Raw genomic sequence first — 17,883 nt, 5'->3', positions numbered from 1 at the left:
CAAATCAACACCTCATCTATGAAACTGGTCCCCACCTATTTTGAGACGGCTACTCCCTTGACTTCTAGCCTTTAACCAACAGATGGGAGAAAAAATCGTCTAACATTTCCTCCAGTTTGCTCCTGTTCTCCTCGTCCATCTCCTCAATATATCTATCATAAAGAGGGAGGCAGGCCATAAAGGATTCAGCAAGGTCTCGGTCAGAAGAATCGAGGACGCAAAGTCCCACCAAAAAACCGGCCAGGGAACTAAGTTTAGTCTCTCCCGCTTGCCAGATCTTTTTAATGATTTTGGTGACTGAGTTTTTCAGCTCACCCTCCTTCATGTTTCTAAAGAAGATCAGAGCCGTGGCCATCACTTCAGCACAGTAGCGAACCGGAGTGATCTGCCCTTTCAAATTCAACAAGCTTTTCTTGAGTAGTTCCTTGAGATCCGGGCTCTTTGCTCCCTCCAGACCTTCCAGGATTTTCCTTTGGAAAATAGACCAATCACGGCCTCCTCTGAGGTGACGTTTCCTGGAGCCCTTTCCAAGATGTCGCTTTGGGCCAAATATTCTCAGGGCTTTTTCGGTAGGATAATGATTGACCAGAGACCGTCCTGGCTCTGAGCCCTCCTTATCCAGGATATATTGAGATGACACATATCCTTTTTTCTCCAGAACCCGGAGCATGTCGTAGGCAGTGAACTTAGAGACGCCCACCCGATTGGCCAGTGCGGTATAGTGGATAGATGTATTTTCTTCCAGGTAGATTTCCACTAGTTTTTGCAGGAACATTTTCTGTCTTGGGGTTAGCATAGGATAAAAAGGGCTTAAAATGCTGAATTTTCCAAAAAAAACCAAAATTTACATACAATTATAGCCCAAAAGACTCTTTTGTCAAAATATTTTTAATGGTTGCGGTGCCTCACCTCTGACAGAGATGGACAAGCTGGTTACCGACTCGGGCATCTCTGAGAATTGAAGGAATCTGTGAAGCGCATTGGTGATGAGGGAAAAGCTTGGGCTCAAGGTGGTGATATATTATACTTAATTGAGCCTCCCATCCGAGAAGTAGATCCTGGAACAAAGTCATGGGAGAGAAGGAAAAGAAGCTCCTATCCTCAGCCAGCTACCTTCATTTGGATAGCTATGTTACCCAGGTGGGGATAAAAGCAGCTCAAGTAGCTCGAGAGAACTCGGTTCAGGTATCTCTGGACGTGGGAACCCTCAGGCCGGGAGTGGAAGATTTACTTCCCTTTGTAGACATACTTATTACCTCCGAGCTGTTTGCCCGCCAGTTCATCGGCAAAGACGATCCCGAGAGAGCAGCTGAAAAGATGCTGGCCCTGGGCCCCCGAATTGTGGGAGTCACTTTGGGCGATAGAGGGTGTTTCTTCTTGACCCAACAAGGTGCCTTCTGGCGGCCGGCCTACCGGGTAGAAGTGGTGGATACCACCGGGGCAGGTGATGTCTTTCACGGTGCTTTTTTGCATGGGCTTCTAAGAGGCTGGGACTTGGAGAGAGTGGCTGATTTTGCCAATGCTGTAGCGGCCCTCAAGTGTACCAGGCTGGGAGGGCGAGGAGGAATACCCACTTTCTCCGAAACTATGGCGTTTTTGCGGATGAAGGGCGAGAAAAGACTATGGGGAGATCAGCCAGAATTGGAATAACCAGCCAGGCACGCCCAGCAGCAAAGGTGTTCAGGAGGTAAATGCCCAGAGGTGGCTTATGTGATGGTCACAGGATCAGAGAACTTTCCACAGAAGTATCATCAATAATGAGCACAAGATTAAAGAATAAAGTAGCTTTGGTTACCGGTGGAGCCAGTGGTATCGGTGAGGCCATTTGCCTGCGCTTTGCCGAAGAAGGGGCTCACGTTGCTGTGGCCGATCTGAACCCAGATGCTGCAGATAGGGTAGTCAAGAAGATCCTGGAGCAAGAGGGGGAGGCTTTGGGCATAAAAGTTAACGTCTGCCACCAGCAGGAAGTGCAGCAGATGGTGAAAAAGGCGCTGGAGCGCTTGGGCCGAATCGACATTCTGGTTAATAGTGCCGGAGTATCCAGGATTCTGCCCTTTTTAGAGACTACTGAGGAAATCTGGGATGAGACTCTGGCGGTCAACTTAAAGGGTACCTTCCTCTGCTGTCAGGCCGTGATCCCTCACCTGCTCAAGCAGGGGAAAGGCAAGATCATCAATCTCAGCTCCCAGTCAGGTAAAAGGGGGACCAGCTGGTATGCGGCCTATTGTGCCTCCAAGGCGGGAGTCATCGGCCTCACCCAGAGCCTGGCCATGGAGTTTGCTCCTCACAGAATCAACTTCAACGCCATCTGTCCGGGGATTGTCTTTACCTCTATGTGGGATAAGCAGTTGGCCCAATATGGCAGAAAGAGGGGACTTACTCCAGAGCAGGCCCGAGAGTATCTTATCAGTCGCATTCCTCTGGGACGGCCAGCCCAGCCAGAAGAAGTGGCTAACCTGGCTCTCTTTCTGGCCTCCGATGAGTCGGATTATATGACTGGCCAGGCCTTGAACCTCACGGGCGGGCAGGAGATGCACTAGGGTTATCTGCCTTAGTCTCTCTTGAAAATAACCCAATTTTCATGCGACGTGGTGCGCCGCGGCGCATGGGCGATTCCTTTATCCAAGCCAATGAATCAGGAGACAGAGCAATGGAGCTTCCACTTCGGAATAGCTCTACCATGATGGCTTCTGACTCTCGCTAAAGCCATAAACTTGATATACCGTGGTGTAACAAAGCTCTATAGCATCTTTCTCAGTTGGCCAGAGCTATTTATTAATAGAGAAGAAACATAGCGGGAGGACCCCTACCTTGATCTTAACTGTAACCCTAAATCCCTGCATCGATAAAACTATATTTGTTACCCATTTTCAAAAGGGGAAGAAAGTAGTTGTTGAGGGGATAAAAAAGATTGCGGGAGGCAAGGGCAACAATGTGGCCAGGGTGATTAAAAACCTAGGCCACGAGGTTTTATCTTTCTGTGTTGTGGGTGGACAGGAGGGAAGGATAATAGAGGAGCTTTTGGGCCAGGACAGCATCCCCCTACAGGCGGTTTGGGCCAAAAGTCCCAGCAGGACGGTGACCACGGTTTTGGAGACCAAAACAAACCGCCAGACCGTTTTTGTTGAGCCAGGCTTTCCCCTTTCTTCTTCGGAATTTCAGGAGGTAATAGCTACCTATACCCATTTGCTTTCCCAGACCGAGCTGGTGGTCCTTTCGGGAAGCATTCCGCCTTCGGAGGAAGAGATAGCGGGCACCGTCAGCACCGGCATGGGAGGAACGGCACATTTTTACCCTCTGGAGCATATCTCCTTTGCTGATAAACTTGGTCGAAAAATTCCAGATGGCAAAGAGAGGAGAGCTGTGGAACATATCTTCCCTATGGATCACCCTAGTGCCCAAGTGGGTTTGAGCCAAAGAGACATATATGCTGAAATGATCAAACTGGCCAGGGAAAAGGAGATAAGAGTTATTCTGGACTCCCACGGAGAGCCCTTCCGCCAGGGGCTTAAGGCAGCCCCTTTTTTAATTAAGCCCAACGTTCGGGAAACGGAGCAGGCGCTGGGGCTGACGGTGAGGGATGAGGAGGATCTCTTTGGGGCTATGAGGCTGTACCATGAAATGGGAATAGAGTGGGTAGTTCAATCCCTGGGTAAGGGGGGAGCCCTTGCCTCTTTCGCCGGGAAAAGGTGGCGGATCACAGTTTCTCAGGTTCCGGTAGTAAACCCGGTAGGCTCAGGAGATGCTATGGTAGGGGCTTTAGCTGTGGGCATTGCCCGGAACCTGGCCGCGAAGGAATGCCTTAGGCTAGGAGTGGCTGCCGGGGCAGCCAATGCTGCCATGTGGGATGCCGCCAGCTGTAGCAGGGAGGATATTAAAAAGATGCTGCCTCAGGTTGCAGTTGAGGAAGTGTGAACCGGTCCAGTGAGAGACCTGCCCATAAGCTAACTACTTCTCCTGTTTGATTTTTGCTCTGGCGAACTTTAGAGCTTCTCAAGCAACTGCCGGATCCAACCAATGCGAGCAGTGAGGTAGTCCACATTTTGGAAGTCTTCCATGATATTCTCTTCTTCAACCAAGCCTTTCCTAATCAGCTCATCCATTTCTTCGAGAGAAGTTACGCCAAATTTAGCACATCTGGCCCTTCGCTCCGAATCCAAAAGATGCAGCTTGTCGATCAAAAATGCGCGCAGGCTCTCCAGTGTAAGCTCCTGCTCGCTCATAGAAAATTTCTCAGCTACCTGTTTTAACTGGATGGCCATCTTTCCTCCCGGTCTTATTCATGTCCTGAAACGCCTTTATTTTATCACATGTTCCTTTCCAATGAACTAGCAATACTTTAGCATGTCGCACTCTTGCTAGCGGCATACCTCATTTCATCGCAACCCCTTTTCCAGACGGATAGAAGCTATTCTCCCTCCCTTGACACCTCCCTTGCGGAGATTTGACAAATACCTCTGCTAGTGCTACTCTGAGTGGGACTTAGAATGGGATTTTCGTTAAAGGAGAAATAGAAATGAGCCGCACTCACGTCATCTTACCCGACGAACTCATTAACGCTGTCGACTCCCTCGTTGGCAAAAGAGGGCGCAGCCGCTTTTTGGCCGAGGCCTTAAGAGAAAAACTAGAGAGGCTTGAGCTTCTCAAGGCATTGGAGGAGACAGCGGGGGTACTTAAGGAAGAGGATCATCCCGAGTGGTCGTCTTCCGAGAAGGTGGCTGCCTGGGTGGAGAGCCTGAGGGCCTTGGAGAAAGAGAGGAGACTGGGTGACTAAGTACCTTTTGGACACCACCGCTCTTATCGACTACCTCAATGGCCGGCCCCATGTCGTCTCTTTGATCCAGAGTTTAGCCAGAGAGGGACATACCCTTGGCCTCTGCTGCATCAATATCACTGAACTTTACGCTGGTCTTAAAGAACACGAGAGAAAGAGGGCCCAAAGGCTGATAGAGCGTCTCTTCTATTTTGAGGTGACCCAAGAGATGGCCCAGAAAGCAGGGGAATACCAGTACTACTTTGCTCGCCGGGGGAAGACGCTAAGCACAAGCGATGTCACGGTGGCCGCTGTGGCAGTTGCCCAGGAGGCCATTCTCTTGACCGCAAATGTTGACCATTACCCCATGGATGAGATAGGAGTGGAAAGACTTCCCCCAAGAGCTTCTGCTGACTAAGCAAATAACATTTAGATACTCCTCTATCCCTATCTTGGACATAGAGGTTCAGCCCTATGAGGTGATGGAAAATGGGTAAATTGATTGTGAAGCTTTCCGATGAACTTCATGAAGAATTGAGAAAAACAGCAGTTGCCAACCGTAGAAGCTTTAAAGATATTGTCACTGCTCTGATAGTAAGCTATTTGTCTCACCCCACGCATGGTGGTAGTAGGAGAAAAGTAGAGGAAACTGTGTTCTGTGGAAGCTGGGAAGACGAGAGGACGGCCGAGGAAATCGTAGCGGATATCCGAGCTGAGCGCAGGTGGTTCCAGGAACGGAGAATATGACGTGCCTGGTTATGTTCTTGACACAGATACCTGCATATATTGGTTGAAGGGAGATAAGAATATAGAAGGGAAAGTTCTGGAAGCAGGCCTGGACAACATTTCCATTACTGTAATTACGGAATGCGAGCTCTTTTATGGAGCTTTTAAGTCCAGTAAAGTAGAGAAGAATCTTAAGGTGATAACAGATCTATCAAAAAAGATAAAAATCGTGCAGACTATGGACGGGGTTTCTCGGATATATGGCAAAATTAAAGCTGAGCTTGAAAGAAGAGGACAAATCTTAGATGATGCTAACCTTTTAATTGCTTGTATTACTCTGGTCGGAGATAGTACATTAGTGACTAACAATATTGATCATTTCAAGCGGATCCCCGGGTTAGCCATAGAGAACTGGAGGAAGTAGTGTAGGAACCCGGCATTAGCCTTTGACCCGCAGTACCGAAGTGCTCCCCCCTCATGATACTGTAAGACCTTAGCTGTGCCATATGGCATAGCTAAGGTAAGCAAGGTCCAAAGTTCTCCCGTAACTTGGCAAAATCCTCTCTTATCTCCCTACCCAAAAATTAGTATAAGGACATAAAGTCGATTCTGAACTTCAGATTTTCCACTGAAATTTCATAAGAGATGACCCCCTTAAAAAGCCTACTAAAATAGGATTTTGGGGAAGGAGTTGGGAAAATTTAAAAGAAATTTGACAACTCCTTCTTTTTTCAACCAGTATCAGGTCTGGGGCAAGAAATAAAGCAGTCCTGAAATGACCTGGATATAAGGTACTAGGTCAGCCCCTTCGAGCGAGTTTTCCTAGAGGGTATGGCAAATTTAACATTTTCCGGTCCTTAAAACTCTTTTAGTTCGGTGCCTGGTTATGCAACCACTACCTCAACAGGCAAGGGCTGTTTGATGCCAAGGGTTTTAGCTACATATAGTTTTTCTATCCCTATCACCTTGCCATCTTTGTCTTTTTTCAAGATGATTCCTTCTCCTGCCTCCTCAGAAACAACTTCATCATCAGGATTACCAAACCATATATCTATAGTGTCCATTTCCTTGTGGTAATAAACGATCACTTTGTCCATACTATTCCGCCCTCCTTTACCTTATCAGTTGGATATGTCGTTATCAAAAAGCCATCTTCACCGTTGTGCCTTGCTATCGCACAGTATAGCTTATCTTCCCTTTTGTAATACAAGAAGACATTTTCATCAATCTTGCTTTTGCGGATTTCATCAGGTTCAGATAAGGTTGCTTTAACAATGGCTTCCTTCCCCTCCATCACCCTATGTTTAATCGTGACTATATAATTCCAATATTCCTTTGTAGTTCTAATCCTAACATTAAGAGGTGTCCTTATCTTAAAATATATCTCAGTTCTCATGTTGGCCTATCTGTAGGTCCAGCCTTTCTATTTTGATATCATGTTGAATGGCCACATCTGCTAATGAGAGATCCTCAAGTTTGAAGGAAGATAGTTTAAACACTTCCTTTGAAATGATATATAATTCAGATTTGAACGTTATTGTAGAGGAAATCAGGGGCCTTCGCAAGAAGATGAATCGCCCCAGGGTTTTTGAATCTGGCTCTTGCCCCTTTTTTAGTGGGTAACTTAAGTAAAGCCTTGCTTGATCTTAAGCATAAAGTAGATAAGATCAAGCAAACCATAAGATCTCCGTTTAATGACCTTGATGTTAGACATCTATTAGCCTCCTTCTCCAAAGACTTTCTTACTTGTTTGTCTTTAGGATTATACGAGACTTTTAGCCCTACAGCGATACTTAAGAATCTTGGTTCAATATGTAGGGCAATTTCTTTAATTGAACCACAACATATTGTATGTATTCAGGTAAATGACGTTGTAGGGTTAGATGTCTTTCTATTTTCAAGGTATTTTAGTAGTATCTACCCACTATTTTTGGAGAAGAACCGAACTTTTAGACGCTCAGGATGTGTTAGTCTTCACAGTGGAGTCAGTGCCCATTGTAATCCAATAAGGGGAAACAAGCTGCTTAACCTTTAGGGCAGATAAACGGGGCGAAAGGAGCTACCGATGCGTATATTAGCAGTTGGAGCTCATCCAGATGATCTAGAGCTTGCTTGCGGAGGCACACTCTCCAAGTATTCGCAGCGAGGTGATCAAGTAGTGATGGCCTATGTGACCAACGGGAACATGGGTCACAAGGAGATCCCCCCTGAGGAGCTGGCTCAGATCAGAAAGGCAGAGGCCAAGCGCGCTACTGAGATCATCGGGGCCGAGATGATCTGGATGGACTATGCGGATGAATGGGTGTTCTCTAATAGAGAGACCCGAGAGGACTTTATCGATATGATCAGGGAGGCAAGACCTGATCTAATTATCACCCATTTGCCTGATGATTACCACCCCGATCACAGGCAGGTTAGCCAATTAGTATTTGATGCCAGTTTTCTGGCTAGCGTGCCGCATGTAAAAACGACTCACCTTGCCCATGAGAAGGTGACCCCCATCTATTATATGGAGCCTCTCGCAGGGCAAGGATTCAATCCAACTGAATATGTGGACATATCAGATACTTTTCAGCTAAAAAGACAGATGCTGGCGTGCCACCAAAGCCAGGTCAGGTGGTTAAAGGAGCACGACAATATCGACTTCCTAGAATTTATGGAGACCATAGCCAAGTTTAGGGGGTTACAATGCGGGGTGGCCTATGCTGAGGGGTTTAGAAGAGCCAATGTTTGGCCGCGGGTAGTGGCTCAAAGGGTGTTGCCTTAATTGAATGGAGAGGGTGATAAAAGATGGAATTTAGATTTAAGTTGGCAGATTTTATCTCCTTTCGGGACCAAGAGGAGTGCGCTCGAGTTCGAGCAATAAGGAGGGAAGAGATATGTAAGCACTCTAATCCCGAGTTTAAGATAAGGATCATTGAGGATCGGCACGACTTTTACGTGGATTTTGCTTTGGACATAGTAAGAAGGATCAAGGAGGCAGGAGAAAGAAGGGAGCGTTTTGTGGCCATCTTTCCGGTAGGACCAATGCCACAATATAAGATCGCTGCTAAACTCATCAATCAGTTACGGATCTCCTGTAAACATGTTCACTCCTTTAATATGGATGAGTACGCTGATCAAGAGGGGAACACGGCTCCGCCTGACTGGCCGGGATCCTTTCAAAAGGCGATGATGGAGAACTTCTTCCTCAATATAGACGAGGACTTAAGGCCGCCCTTGGAGCAAATCCATTTTCCAACTAAGGATTGTCTATCATCCTATGGAGGGATGATAGAGGAGCTCGGTGGTGCAGACATCTGTTACGGTGGCATCGGTTGGTGTGGTCACATTGCCTTCTGGGAATCTCACTTAGGCGAAGAGTTCGGTGGTGATTTACAGGCATTTAAGGAGGCGGGATCGCGGTGTGTCAAACTCCACCCGATGACCATCATGCAAAATGCTCTTCACTCCTTTGGTGGAGACAGGTCTCAGGTGCCGCCAAAGGCCAATACTATCGGCCCAGCCCAGATCGTGAGGGCCAAAGATCGCAGCTTCTGGTTAGACGGTGACCTGGGTGGGGGAGTCAGCTGGCAGAGATTTATTGCTCGGCTGGTAGCCCATGGTCCAGTAACCCCTCTTGTGCCAGGATCGATTCTTCAGACCCTGCCTGGCACCTATACCCTACTGGGAGGAGTCGCTGACAACGTGGAGATCAGGATGGCCTAATAGTTACATATCCGAAAGAGCTTCCGCCAGCTCCATCCAAAGATGCAAGGCTAAGGCTAAAGTGCCAGAAAAGGGAGAGCCTTAAAATTAAACCGGTGAGAGTTGGCTATTTGCAGGCTCCATTAAGCGTTTACCATGTACTGGACCAGCGCACTTGAGAAAGAGGAGGTTGATTGTTATGGCAGAAAAGAACAAGGAATGGCCGCGTAGCAACCCGGTTAGTGATAAGACGTTTCTCGAGATTTGCAAGGAGTTTCTGGACAAGATCGAGGAGCGGCAGGCCGAGAACTTTGTAAAAGCCGGTAAGATCATTGGGGATCACATTATGGCTGGTGGTCTCGTAAAATTGGTTGGTACTGGCGGTCATACCTACTTGCCTGTCCTTGATATGAGTCATCGCGCTGGCGCTTTCGTGGCGGTGAACCCCTGCCTCGACGTTAGTAGCTCCCCCATCACAGGTGGTACCCGTAGCATCCGTATAGAGCGCGTACCCGGATACTTCCGCGCCCTAATGAGTTATTTTCGGGTTAAGAAGGGAGATGTGGTGATTGTTTTCAACAACATCGGGGTGAACGCGGGCACGATTGACGCTGCACTGGAATGTAAGGAACGTGGTGCTACGGTAATCGGTGTCGGCAGCTCTATTTGGCAAGAAGATATCCCCCTGGATCACTACACTCGTCATCCCTCTAAGAAGAATCTGATGGATATTGTGGACCTCTTCATTGACGACTACAATCCTGTGGGAGATGCCGTAATTCAGATTGAGGGATTTGACCGCCCCATTAATCCAATCTCGACTGTGGCCGATGCCTATATCGTCCGCCGCATCGAGTACGAAGCCGTCAAATATATGCTTTCAAAGGGTTTCACTCCTCCGGTGTGGATGAGTGCGAACTGTGTGGGTGGAGACGAGGCCAACGAGAAGTACGAGGAGGAGTACTGGTACAAAGTCAAGATGCTATAGCTGTTTCAGGTTCTGCGGAAGCACAAGATAATAAGTTAGGCTAGACTTTGCGCTGGTCCAGTACATGGTAAACGCTTAACGGAGCCAGCAAATAGGCACAACTTTCACCAGTTTAATTTTTAAGGTTCTCCCTTTTCTGGTAGAACTCATCAGGGGTTAACTGCTGGAGCAATTAACCAACCTATTATTAGCCAAACTAGCTCTCTAAAGATTGGGCTAAGGTCTCCATTCTCTTCTAATTTCAGCAGCCAGTCTAGCTAGCCTCTGCTTTTCCTTTGGCCCTACCATCATAAAGCAGCCTCCCTTCTTTAAGGATAGCTTCCCTTAGACTGTCAGAGCAAGACTCCATGGTAACCAGATCCACTCCAAATTTGGTAGCATCCTGGATACGTCCCAGGGCACGGAAATAGAGCCTTGGATCCAGTCCATAGACGGCCAGATCAATGTCGGAAGTTTCAGTGAGGAGTGAGTCATCCTGGGCTAATGATCCAAATACATATACCTGCTGGACCCTGTATTCATGGACAAGAATTCTAGCTAGTTCCATAGCCTGGCGGCTGGCCTTCTCCTTCCGTCGGGCCAGTTCCTTCTGTCTCTCTGTGGCTCGCCTCTTCCAGGCCTCTACGTATCTGCTATAGTCCCTCATGGCCGGACTTCCCCTATTTTCTGCTATTTTAGAGCGGGTCAAGCTCTTTTCATAACGTGTGTTCTCATTTTATCACAGCCCTTCCCCAAACAGGCAGAAACTATTTGACAAATATCCCTGTTAGTCCTACCTTAAGTGGGACTTGAAATGGGATTTTTACCCAATGGACCTCCAAAATTTGATCTGTTACCCTGCCAAGGAGCACTTCCATATTAATTGACAATATTTAAATATTCTTCTATATTAGTCTTAGACATAGAGTTTCAGTAATGCGAGGTGATAGAAAATGGGTAAATTGATTGTGGAGCTTCCCGATGAACTGCACGAGGAATTGAAAAAGGCAGCGATTATTGATCATAGAACCTTGAAAGATATTGTCACGGGGCTCATAGTCAGCTATTTATCTCATAGCAAGCACGGTGGCAACGGTAGAAAGGCAGAGGAGACTGGGTTCTGTGGAAGCTGGGAAGACGAGAGGACGGCCGAGGAAATCGTAGCGGATATCCGAGCTGAGCGCAGGTGGTTCCAGGAACGGAGAATATGACGTGCCTGGTTATGTTCTTGACACAGATACCTGCATATACTGGTTGAAGGGAGATAAGAAGGTAGAGGGAAAAGTTCTGGAAGCAGGCCTGGACGACATTATCATAATCATAGCACTCTATTATCAGTCGCCATTTTTATCACTGGTAACTACCTATTGACTTATCTACCTCCTATGTGTTAAAAGTAAAACATCAAAATTAAATACCAGCGGGCTCAGGTAACCGAAAGGTTATAAAGGGAAGCTGGTGAAAAGCCAGCATGGTCCCGCCACTGTAACTGGGTTGTTCTCATCATTACCACTGGGCACAGGCCTGGGAAGGGATGGGGACGGAAGACCAGAAGTCAGGAGACCTACCTGAGTCCAGAGCAAGACACTCTCCGAGGGAGAGAGGAAGCTTATTTTTATGGAAAGGGATCCGCTTCTCTTGAGGGAGAGAGGTGGATTTCTTTTTTTTAAGAATTGCCTTGATTGCTTTTCTGCAACAAGATGGGCGCCCCTCGTTGCAGGGAAAGATGCTAAGGGGAGGTGAGATTACCGGGAATAAACGTGTAGTGTATAGACAAGAACCAGGGCGATGTTGCCTTTGGCGGAGTAGCTGCACCGGTGAGTTATTCTCAAAAATAGAGAAAAGTAGGGTAGCCGTAATTCCCCAGGTTAGACTTAATGACTGTGGCTCTACCAAAGGCACAATTCCGCATGTAGGAAGACTGACAGAGAAAGTTGAGTTAAATAGAAAAAGCCAGACAGAAGAAGGGGGTAGCTTGATGTTGAAAAATCGGTTGCTAACTTGGTTGCTGGTTCTACTTTTAATTACAGGGCTCTCCTTGCCGCTTATAGTGGGTTGCGCACCCTCTAAAGCTCCGGAGGCTGAGGGTCCCATTAGGGTAGTTGACGATACCGGGAGAGAGATCATCTTAGAAAAAGCAGCGGAAAGAATTGTCTCCGCCGCCCCTAACAATACGGAAATTCTCTTTGCCCTGGGTCTGGGACAAAAAGTGGTCGGAGTAGGCGACTCTGACGACTACCCAGAGGAGGTCAAAGAGAAAGAGAAAGTGGGTGGTCTCTACGATCTGAGCGTGGAGAAGATAATTTCCTTGCAGCCGGATTTGGTTCTGGTTATCTCCGGAGTCGAAGAAGCGGCAGCTCAGTTGGAAGATAAGGGTATAGTTATCTATACTGCTGAGCCGAAAACTCTGGATCAGACTCTGGAAAACATCCGAAAGATTGGCCAGCTCACCGGGGCCCATGCCCAGGCCCAGGAGCTAATATCTCAGATGCAGGAGGATATCGAGGCCGTAAAGTCCAGGGTAGCGGACATAGCAGAGGAGAAGCGACCCAAGGTCTTCTGGGTGGTCTGGAATGACCCCCTTATGTCTGCTGGCCAGGACACCTTCATTAGTGACTTAATCGTGACCGCCGGAGGCGTCAATATCCTGGCTCTGGATGGATTGACCGGATGGCCGGAGTACAGCGTGGAGAAGCTGATGGAGCATAATCCGGATGTCATCATCGCTCCCGAGAGTCTGGCCCCCACCCCTGATGTCATTTTACAAGATGCCAGGCTCAGTAGTGTTAAGGCTGTCCAGGGAAAGCGAGTCTATGTGGTTCCAGATAATCTTGTTGTTCGACCTGGGCCTCGAGTAACGCAAGGTCTTCTTTTAGTTGCCAAAGCGATTCATCCGGAGCTTTTCCAGTGAAGTCAGTTGCAGTGCTCTCCAGAAAAGTGATGTTTCCTAAGGACATTGGGCGAAGGAGAGCAGAGCAAAACAGGAGAAGGAATTGATGAGGGGACGGGGAGGGAAGGAGGCGTCGCGGCCCCTGGTGGAAAATTACTTCTAAACCGGCTGACGAGGCGAGTGCCGGAGAAGAGGACAAGTGTTCGAATAAGGAGCAGAGCTGACAAAGGAAGCCAATGGATAATACAGGACAGGAATTGGGTCTAACAACAAAACGCACTCAACTTCTCAAGTACATGACTTTTCTGATGCTGGCTCTACTCCTTAGCCTGTTTATCTCAGCATCTTTGGGAGCGGCAGATCTTCCTCTGTCTACCACTGCGGCGGTCTTCCTTTCTCGGCTTCCTTTCCTTTCAAGGGTAGTAGATACAACCAGGGTAGAAAGTGCGGCGGAAGTTATCCTGCTCCAAATTCGTCTACCCCGGATAGTGCTGGCCATGGTCGTAGGAGCAGCTCTGGCCACCGCGGGCGTAATTTTTCAAGCTCTCTTTCGAAATCCCATGGCTGATTCCTGGATCATCGGAGTCTCACCGGGAGCTGCTTTGGGGGCCACTATAGCCATAGTCTTCAAGATCGGCCATGGCATGATCGGCCTTTCTGTTCTCTCCTTGTTCGCTTTTATGGGAGCAATGGGCACCACTTTATTTGTCTACCGCATTGCTAGAACGGGTACTGCGGTTCCCGTGGCCAATCTTCTCCTTTCCGGCATTGCCGCTGGTGCTTTTCTCAACGCTCTAGTCTCTTTGTTGATGATGATCGGGCAGGAGGATCTGCACAGGATATTTTTCTGGATGCTGGGTGGTTTCACCGGGGCCAGTTGGAACAGGGTTATTTTGGCTCTGCCCTTTGTGCTGTTCTGTGTGGTGGTGGTGCTTTTCTTTTCCAGGGATCTAAATCTGTTTCTACTGGGGGAAGAAAGAGCATCTCAGTTGGGCATGGAAACGGAGAAGGTCAAGCTGATCCTGATCCTTCTGGCCTCCCTCGTAGCCTCTCTGGCTGTGTCCGTTTCTGGGATTATTGGTTTTGTGGGTTTGATAACCCCGCATACTGTCCGATTGGTGACCGGCCCTGACCACAGGCTGCTTACCCCCACCTCAGCTCTGGCTGGAGCTTTAATCATGCTTGTCTCTGACACCTTTGCCAGGTTAGTTCTATCTCCTCGGGAGATTCCAGTAGGGGTGATCACAGCCATGATTGGTGCTCCTTTTTTCATCTATCTTCTTAGATCCAGAAAGAGGGGTCTGGTGAGGTAAATGGATAGAGGATTCAAAGTCCTGATTGAGGATCTCCACTTTGCCTATGATGGATTTCCAGTCTTAAGAAATATTCAGCTCCGGGTTAAGGCTGGGGAGCTCATCGGCATTCTGGGTCCTAACGGAGCCGGAAAATCCACTTTTCTCAAGATCCTGTGCGGTACTTTGAGAAACTACCAGGGCCGGGTGATGGTGGATGACCTCGATCTCAGGTCTCTTTCCAGCCGGGAGATGGCCAAAAAGGTGGCCATTGTTCCCCAGGATAGCCTTCTGGGCTTCGACTTCACGGCTCTGGAGGTAGTTCTGATGGGCAGAAATCCCTATCAGAGACGTTTCGGTCGAGAGAAGGTTGATGATTTCCGGACGGTTACCGAAAGTATGATGGAGACTAAAACCTGGGATCTCCGGGATAGACTTTTTACTCAGTTGAGTGGAGGAGAGAAGCAAAGGGTAGTCATTGCTCAGGCTCTGGCCCAGAGGTCCCAGATTCTCCTTCTGGATGAGCCCACTTCCCATCTGGACATAAGCTATCAAATTGAGACCATGGAGTTGGTGCATAAAAAGAGCGAAGAGGGAATTACGGTTATCGCTGTGCTTCACGATATCAATCTGGCTGCTCAGTACTGTCAGAAGGTATTACTCTTATCAGATGGCGAACCTTTTGCTTATGGGAAGACGGAGGAGGTTCTGACCAGGGAAAAAATAGGTTTTGTCTATGGTGTGGAGGTCAGTGTCAATCGTAGTCCTGTGACCGGGAGGGTTTATGTCACCCCCATTTCTAAGAGGTGGCGTTATAAGGAGGCCCTATCCGGGTCCAGGATGGTGCACTTGATCTGTGGAGGCAACAGCGGGGGTGGGCTCATGCACAAGCTGCGGGAGCAGGGGTTTGGCGTAAGCGCAGGAGTGATAAACGTACTGGACTCGGATCACGAGACAGCCCAGAGCCTGGATATTCCGGTTGTTTCTGAGGCTCCCTTCTCCTCCATTTCCGAAAGCTCTATGCGACAGAATGACCAACTGATCCAGGGAGCGGATGTGATCGTTGTTTCCAACCTTTTCTTCGGAGAAGGGAATCTGGCTAACCTTCGCTCCGCTTTGAGGGCTGTGGAAGAGGGCAAAGAAGTTATCCTGCTTTCCACAGATCCCATTTTCTCGAGAGATTTTAGTAGTGGCAAGGCTACGGAGCTGTACAGCCACCTGATGGCCAAAGGGGCTCTGGAGGTCCGTAATTTGGATGAGCTGGTGCAGAAAATTGGGGAACAAAATTGAGGAGGATAAGGGGATAGGAGATTTGACACTGCCCCCAGGCAAAGCTGGGGAGTTCTCAGACGTTACTGTAAAAAGTTGATCTGGAGACGAAAAAGAGATGGTTTCGGTTCCCATGTTGTTCTCGATATAAGTTGGGGAGAATATGCTGGCCAAGACTCTTATGATTCAGGGTACCTGCTCCCACGTAGGGAAGAGTGTTATCGTGGCTGCCTTATGCCGCATCTTCAAGCAGGACGGCATCAGAGTGGCACCCTTTAAGTCCCAGAACATGGCCCTTAACTCCTATGTGACCAAAGAGGGGCTGGAGATGGGGCGGGCTCAGGTGGTTCAGGCCCAGGCCGCCGGGCTGGATCCAGTTGTGGAGATGAATCCCATTCTCCTCAAGCCCAGTGCAGATAAAGTAGCTCAGGTTATTGTCATGGGCCGCCCTATAGGCAATATGTCGGCCGTCAATTATCACCAATACAAGCCCTTTTTGCTGGATACGGTGGCTAAAGCTTTAGAGAAACTGCGAGAAGAGCATGAGCTGGTTATTATCGAAGGTGCTGGCAGTCCGGCGGAGATCAATCTGGCTGACAGAGATATAGCTAATATGAGAATAGCCGAGATGGCTGATGCTCCGGTAATTCTGGTAGGGGATGTGGACAGAGGAGGTGTATTTGCCTTTCTGGTGGGGACGCTGGAGCTTCTGAGTTCAACTGAACGAGCCAGAATCAGGGGATTTCTAATCAACAAGTTTCGGGGTGACGTTGGGCTTCTGGAGCCCGGCCTGGCCTGGCTGGAAGATAAGACCAAAGTTCCAGTAGTGGGCGTGATTCCCTACTACCGAGAATTGGGGCTGGAGGAGGAAGACTCAGTCTCTCTGGAAAACTTTATAGGCCGACAACTCCTTAATGCCAGTCTGACCCCCAATGACAATGTGGATATAGCTGTTATTTACCTTCCTCACATCTCCAACTTCACCGATTTCGACGCCCTCAGCAGGGAAAAGGGAGTGCACCTACGTTATGTGGCCTCTCCAGAGAGTTTTGGAAGTCCAGATTTGATCATTATACCGGGCAGCAAAAGTACTATCAGCGATCTGGGCTATTTGAAAAACACTGGCCTGGCTGAGCTTATTATCCAGGCCGCAGAAAAAGCTATGCCTGTGATTGGGATCTGTGGTGGCTATCAGATGTTGGGTCGGAAAATAAGGGATCCCCACCATGCCGAGTCCAATCAAGAGGAAATGGAGGGGCTGGGCCTTCTGGATGTGGAGACTGTTTTCTCTGCTGAGAAGACCACATCTCAGGTCACCTTTCAGATCATAGGCGGCTGGCCTCCACTCTTACAAAAAATGGTGGATTTGCCAAAGATGATGGAAGAACCGGGATACCTGAGTGGGGACAGAAAAGTGCCCCTGGAAGGGTATGAGATCCACATGGGAACCACCCGGCGAGGACCTGGTGCGTCTCCTCTATTTAAGATAAAGAGAAAAGGAGAAGAGAGGGAGTTAGAGGATGGAGCCGTAAACCAGAATGGTCTGGTATGGGGCACTTATGTCCATGGTATCTTCGACAACGATGCTTTAAGGCGGGCGCTTATTCAATTTCTTAGAGAAAGAAAAGGCCTACGCTCCGAGCCCTTTTCTGTAGCATGGGCTCAAAGTCAGCTCTCCTGGAGCCGGGATAAAGAAGAGAGTTATGACCGCTGGGCTGAGGTAGTGCGTCAAAGTGTGCGTATGGGTCTGCTCTATGGGCTTACATCCCTTAAGCCCAGGTGACATGGTCTGAAAGAATCAAGGTGTTGGGCTCAATTGCGAAAGTGGATTGGGTTTCTTGATCTAAGCATGCCTATGAGGTTGACAGCGCGCAGATAGTATTACGGCATGTGTCTAAAGAGAACCGGAGAACTCTTCCCATATTTTTAAGGAGTAATAATGGATCAAAGAAAAGGTCTAATTCAGGTCTACACCGGGTCAGGTAAGGGTAAGACTACGGCTGCTCTGGGTCTGGCTCTCAGGGCTGTCGGTAGGGGCTATAAGGTAATGTTTATCCAGTTTATCAAACAGGACAGGTACGAGACTGGAGAGGTAAAAGCGGCCGAGATGCTTTCCCCTTACTTGAAATTCGCCCGTTTTGGCCAGTATCCTACCGCTCTGGACGAGAGTGGCTCCCTCTTGCCAGACATGGATATCGGAGAGTCGGTCCGGGAAGCTCTTCAGTTTGCCAGGAAGGTAATTAGGGAAGGGGAGTATGACCTGGTAGTTCTGGACGAGATCAATGTGGCTCTGGATCGG

At 48.5% G+C, this 17,883-nt stretch carries 23 protein-coding genes and 1 riboswitch; of the genes, 17 read left to right on the top strand and 6 right to left on the bottom strand.

Going from position 1 to position 17,883, the window contains the following annotated elements:
- Positions 1-64 precede the first annotated feature (64 nt).
- Positions 65-757 (bottom strand): helix-turn-helix domain-containing protein, encoded by a 693-nt coding sequence (locus HW443_RS04295; RefSeq protein ID WP_219857224.1) that lies wholly within the window; start codon positions 755-757, stop codon positions 65-67.
- Positions 758-1,071: 314 nt separating this feature from the next.
- On the opposite strand from HW443_RS04295, the gene HW443_RS04290 reads away from it, so the two are divergent.
- A complete protein-coding gene (locus HW443_RS04290; RefSeq protein ID WP_176236707.1) occupies positions 1,072-1,650 on the top strand; it encodes a carbohydrate kinase family protein in 579 nt (192 codons plus the stop codon).
- 41 nt (positions 1,651-1,691) lie between these two features.
- Positions 1,692-2,540 (top strand): SDR family NAD(P)-dependent oxidoreductase, encoded by an 849-nt coding sequence (locus HW443_RS04285; protein ID WP_258188915.1) that lies wholly within the window; start codon positions 1,692-1,694, stop codon positions 2,538-2,540.
- Here the strand turns inward: HW443_RS04285 and HW443_RS04280 are convergent.
- Positions 2,515-2,682 carry a hypothetical protein gene (locus tag HW443_RS04280; RefSeq protein ID WP_176236706.1) on the bottom strand — a complete coding sequence of 56 codons (168 nt, stop codon included), beginning with the start codon at positions 2,680-2,682 and terminating at the stop codon, positions 2,515-2,517. The genes HW443_RS04285 and HW443_RS04280 overlap by 26 nt on opposite strands.
- 129 nt (positions 2,683-2,811) lie before the next feature.
- Between HW443_RS04280 and HW443_RS04275 the strand changes: the two genes are divergently transcribed.
- Entirely contained in the window at positions 2,812-3,915 is a 1,104-nt protein-coding gene (locus tag HW443_RS04275; RefSeq protein ID WP_176237937.1) for a 1-phosphofructokinase family hexose kinase, read from the top strand.
- Positions 3,916-3,983: 68 nt separating this feature from the next.
- On the opposite strand, the gene HW443_RS04270 is transcribed toward HW443_RS04275, so the two are convergent.
- Positions 3,984-4,262 (bottom strand): hypothetical protein, encoded by a 279-nt coding sequence (locus HW443_RS04270; protein ID WP_176236267.1) that lies wholly within the window; start codon positions 4,260-4,262, stop codon positions 3,984-3,986.
- 254 nt (positions 4,263-4,516) lie between these two features.
- Here HW443_RS04270 and HW443_RS04265 point away from each other — a divergent pair, with 254 nt between their 5' ends.
- From HW443_RS04265 to HW443_RS04250, 4 genes are all read left to right on the top strand, one after another.
- Entirely contained in the window at positions 4,517-4,774 is a 258-nt protein-coding gene (locus HW443_RS04265; protein ID WP_258188914.1) for a CopG family ribbon-helix-helix protein, read from the top strand.
- On the top strand, positions 4,767-5,171 hold the full coding sequence (locus tag HW443_RS04260) for a PIN domain-containing protein (protein WP_176233540.1): 405 nt from the start codon (positions 4,767-4,769) through the stop codon (positions 5,169-5,171). Before HW443_RS04265 ends, HW443_RS04260 begins: the two co-directional genes overlap by 8 nt.
- A 71-nt stretch (positions 5,172-5,242) precedes the next feature.
- The gene (locus HW443_RS04255; protein WP_176236703.1) at positions 5,243-5,500 is read left to right on the top strand and encodes a hypothetical protein; all 258 of its coding nucleotides are present in this window, start codon (positions 5,243-5,245) and stop codon (positions 5,498-5,500) included.
- Between the two features lies 1 nt (position 5,501).
- Positions 5,502-5,903 (top strand): type II toxin-antitoxin system VapC family toxin, encoded by a 402-nt coding sequence (locus HW443_RS04250; RefSeq protein WP_176236702.1) that lies wholly within the window; start codon positions 5,502-5,504, stop codon positions 5,901-5,903.
- Positions 5,904-6,363: 460 nt separating this feature from the next.
- On the opposite strand, the gene HW443_RS04245 is transcribed toward HW443_RS04250, so the two are convergent.
- Both HW443_RS04245 and HW443_RS04240 read right to left on the bottom strand, forming a co-directional pair.
- Positions 6,364-6,576: a DUF2283 domain-containing protein gene (locus HW443_RS04245; protein WP_176227203.1), complete on the bottom strand. Its 213-nt coding sequence runs from the start codon at positions 6,574-6,576 to the stop codon at positions 6,364-6,366.
- A complete protein-coding gene (locus HW443_RS04240; RefSeq protein WP_176236701.1) occupies positions 6,564-6,875 on the bottom strand; it encodes a DUF4258 domain-containing protein in 312 nt (103 codons plus the stop codon). The genes HW443_RS04245 and HW443_RS04240 overlap by 13 nt, the downstream gene beginning before the upstream one ends.
- Before the next feature lie 669 nt (positions 6,876-7,544).
- Between HW443_RS04240 and HW443_RS04235 the strand changes: the two genes are divergently transcribed.
- From HW443_RS04235 to HW443_RS04225, 3 genes are all read left to right on the top strand, one after another.
- On the top strand, positions 7,545-8,246 hold the full coding sequence (locus HW443_RS04235) for a PIG-L deacetylase family protein (RefSeq protein ID WP_176235496.1): 702 nt from the start codon (positions 7,545-7,547) through the stop codon (positions 8,244-8,246).
- Positions 8,247-8,269: 23 nt separating this feature from the next.
- Positions 8,270-9,187 (top strand): sugar phosphate isomerase family, encoded by a 918-nt coding sequence (locus HW443_RS04230; RefSeq protein ID WP_176235497.1) that lies wholly within the window; start codon positions 8,270-8,272, stop codon positions 9,185-9,187.
- Positions 9,188-9,365: 178 nt separating this feature from the next.
- The gene (locus HW443_RS04225; RefSeq protein ID WP_176235498.1) at positions 9,366-10,154 is read left to right on the top strand and encodes a sugar isomerase domain-containing protein; all 789 of its coding nucleotides are present in this window, start codon (positions 9,366-9,368) and stop codon (positions 10,152-10,154) included.
- A 253-nt stretch (positions 10,155-10,407) separates the two neighbouring features.
- Here HW443_RS04225 and HW443_RS04220 read toward each other — a convergent pair whose 3' ends face one another.
- On the bottom strand, positions 10,408-10,800 hold the full coding sequence (locus HW443_RS04220; protein ID WP_176237936.1) for a nucleotidyltransferase family protein: 393 nt from the start codon (positions 10,798-10,800) through the stop codon (positions 10,408-10,410).
- A 286-nt stretch (positions 10,801-11,086) separates the two neighbouring features.
- Here HW443_RS04220 and HW443_RS04215 point away from each other — a divergent pair, with 286 nt between their 5' ends.
- The 7 genes from HW443_RS04215 to HW443_RS04185 all read left to right on the top strand — a co-directional run.
- Positions 11,087-11,344 carry a hypothetical protein gene (locus tag HW443_RS04215; RefSeq protein WP_176235500.1) on the top strand — a complete coding sequence of 86 codons (258 nt, stop codon included), beginning with the start codon at positions 11,087-11,089 and terminating at the stop codon, positions 11,342-11,344.
- 1 nt (position 11,345) lies between these two features.
- A complete protein-coding gene (locus HW443_RS04210) occupies positions 11,346-11,504 on the top strand; it encodes a PIN domain-containing protein (protein WP_176235501.1) in 159 nt (52 codons plus the stop codon).
- A gap of 40 nt (positions 11,505-11,544) precedes the next feature.
- A riboswitch (cobalamin riboswitch) is annotated at positions 11,545-11,719 on the top strand.
- A 392-nt stretch (positions 11,720-12,111) separates the two neighbouring features.
- Positions 12,112-13,044, top strand: a complete 933-nt coding sequence (locus HW443_RS04205) for an ABC transporter substrate-binding protein (RefSeq protein ID WP_176235502.1) — start codon at positions 12,112-12,114, stop codon at positions 13,042-13,044.
- A gap of 215 nt (positions 13,045-13,259) precedes the next feature.
- Entirely contained in the window at positions 13,260-14,336 is a 1,077-nt protein-coding gene (locus tag HW443_RS04200; protein ID WP_258189514.1) for a FecCD family ABC transporter permease, read from the top strand.
- Entirely contained in the window at positions 14,337-15,605 is a 1,269-nt protein-coding gene (locus tag HW443_RS04195) for a heme ABC transporter ATP-binding protein (protein WP_176235503.1), read from the top strand.
- Positions 15,606-15,747: 142 nt separating this feature from the next.
- Positions 15,748-17,367, top strand: a complete 1,620-nt coding sequence (locus tag HW443_RS04190; RefSeq protein ID WP_176237935.1) for a cobyric acid synthase — start codon at positions 15,748-15,750, stop codon at positions 17,365-17,367.
- Positions 17,368-17,523: 156 nt separating this feature from the next.
- Positions 17,524-17,883 (top strand): cob(I)yrinic acid a,c-diamide adenosyltransferase (locus tag HW443_RS04185; RefSeq protein ID WP_176236540.1); only part of this gene is annotated, 360 nt, incomplete at its 3' end.

Source organism: Candidatus Hakubella thermalkaliphila, assembly GCF_013281975.1.
GTDB lineage: Bacteria > Actinomycetota > Humimicrobiia > Hakubellales > Hakubellaceae > Hakubella > Hakubella thermalkaliphila.
Note: the sequence above shows the minus strand (reverse complement) of the source record. Positions and strands in the feature narration are given on the sequence as shown.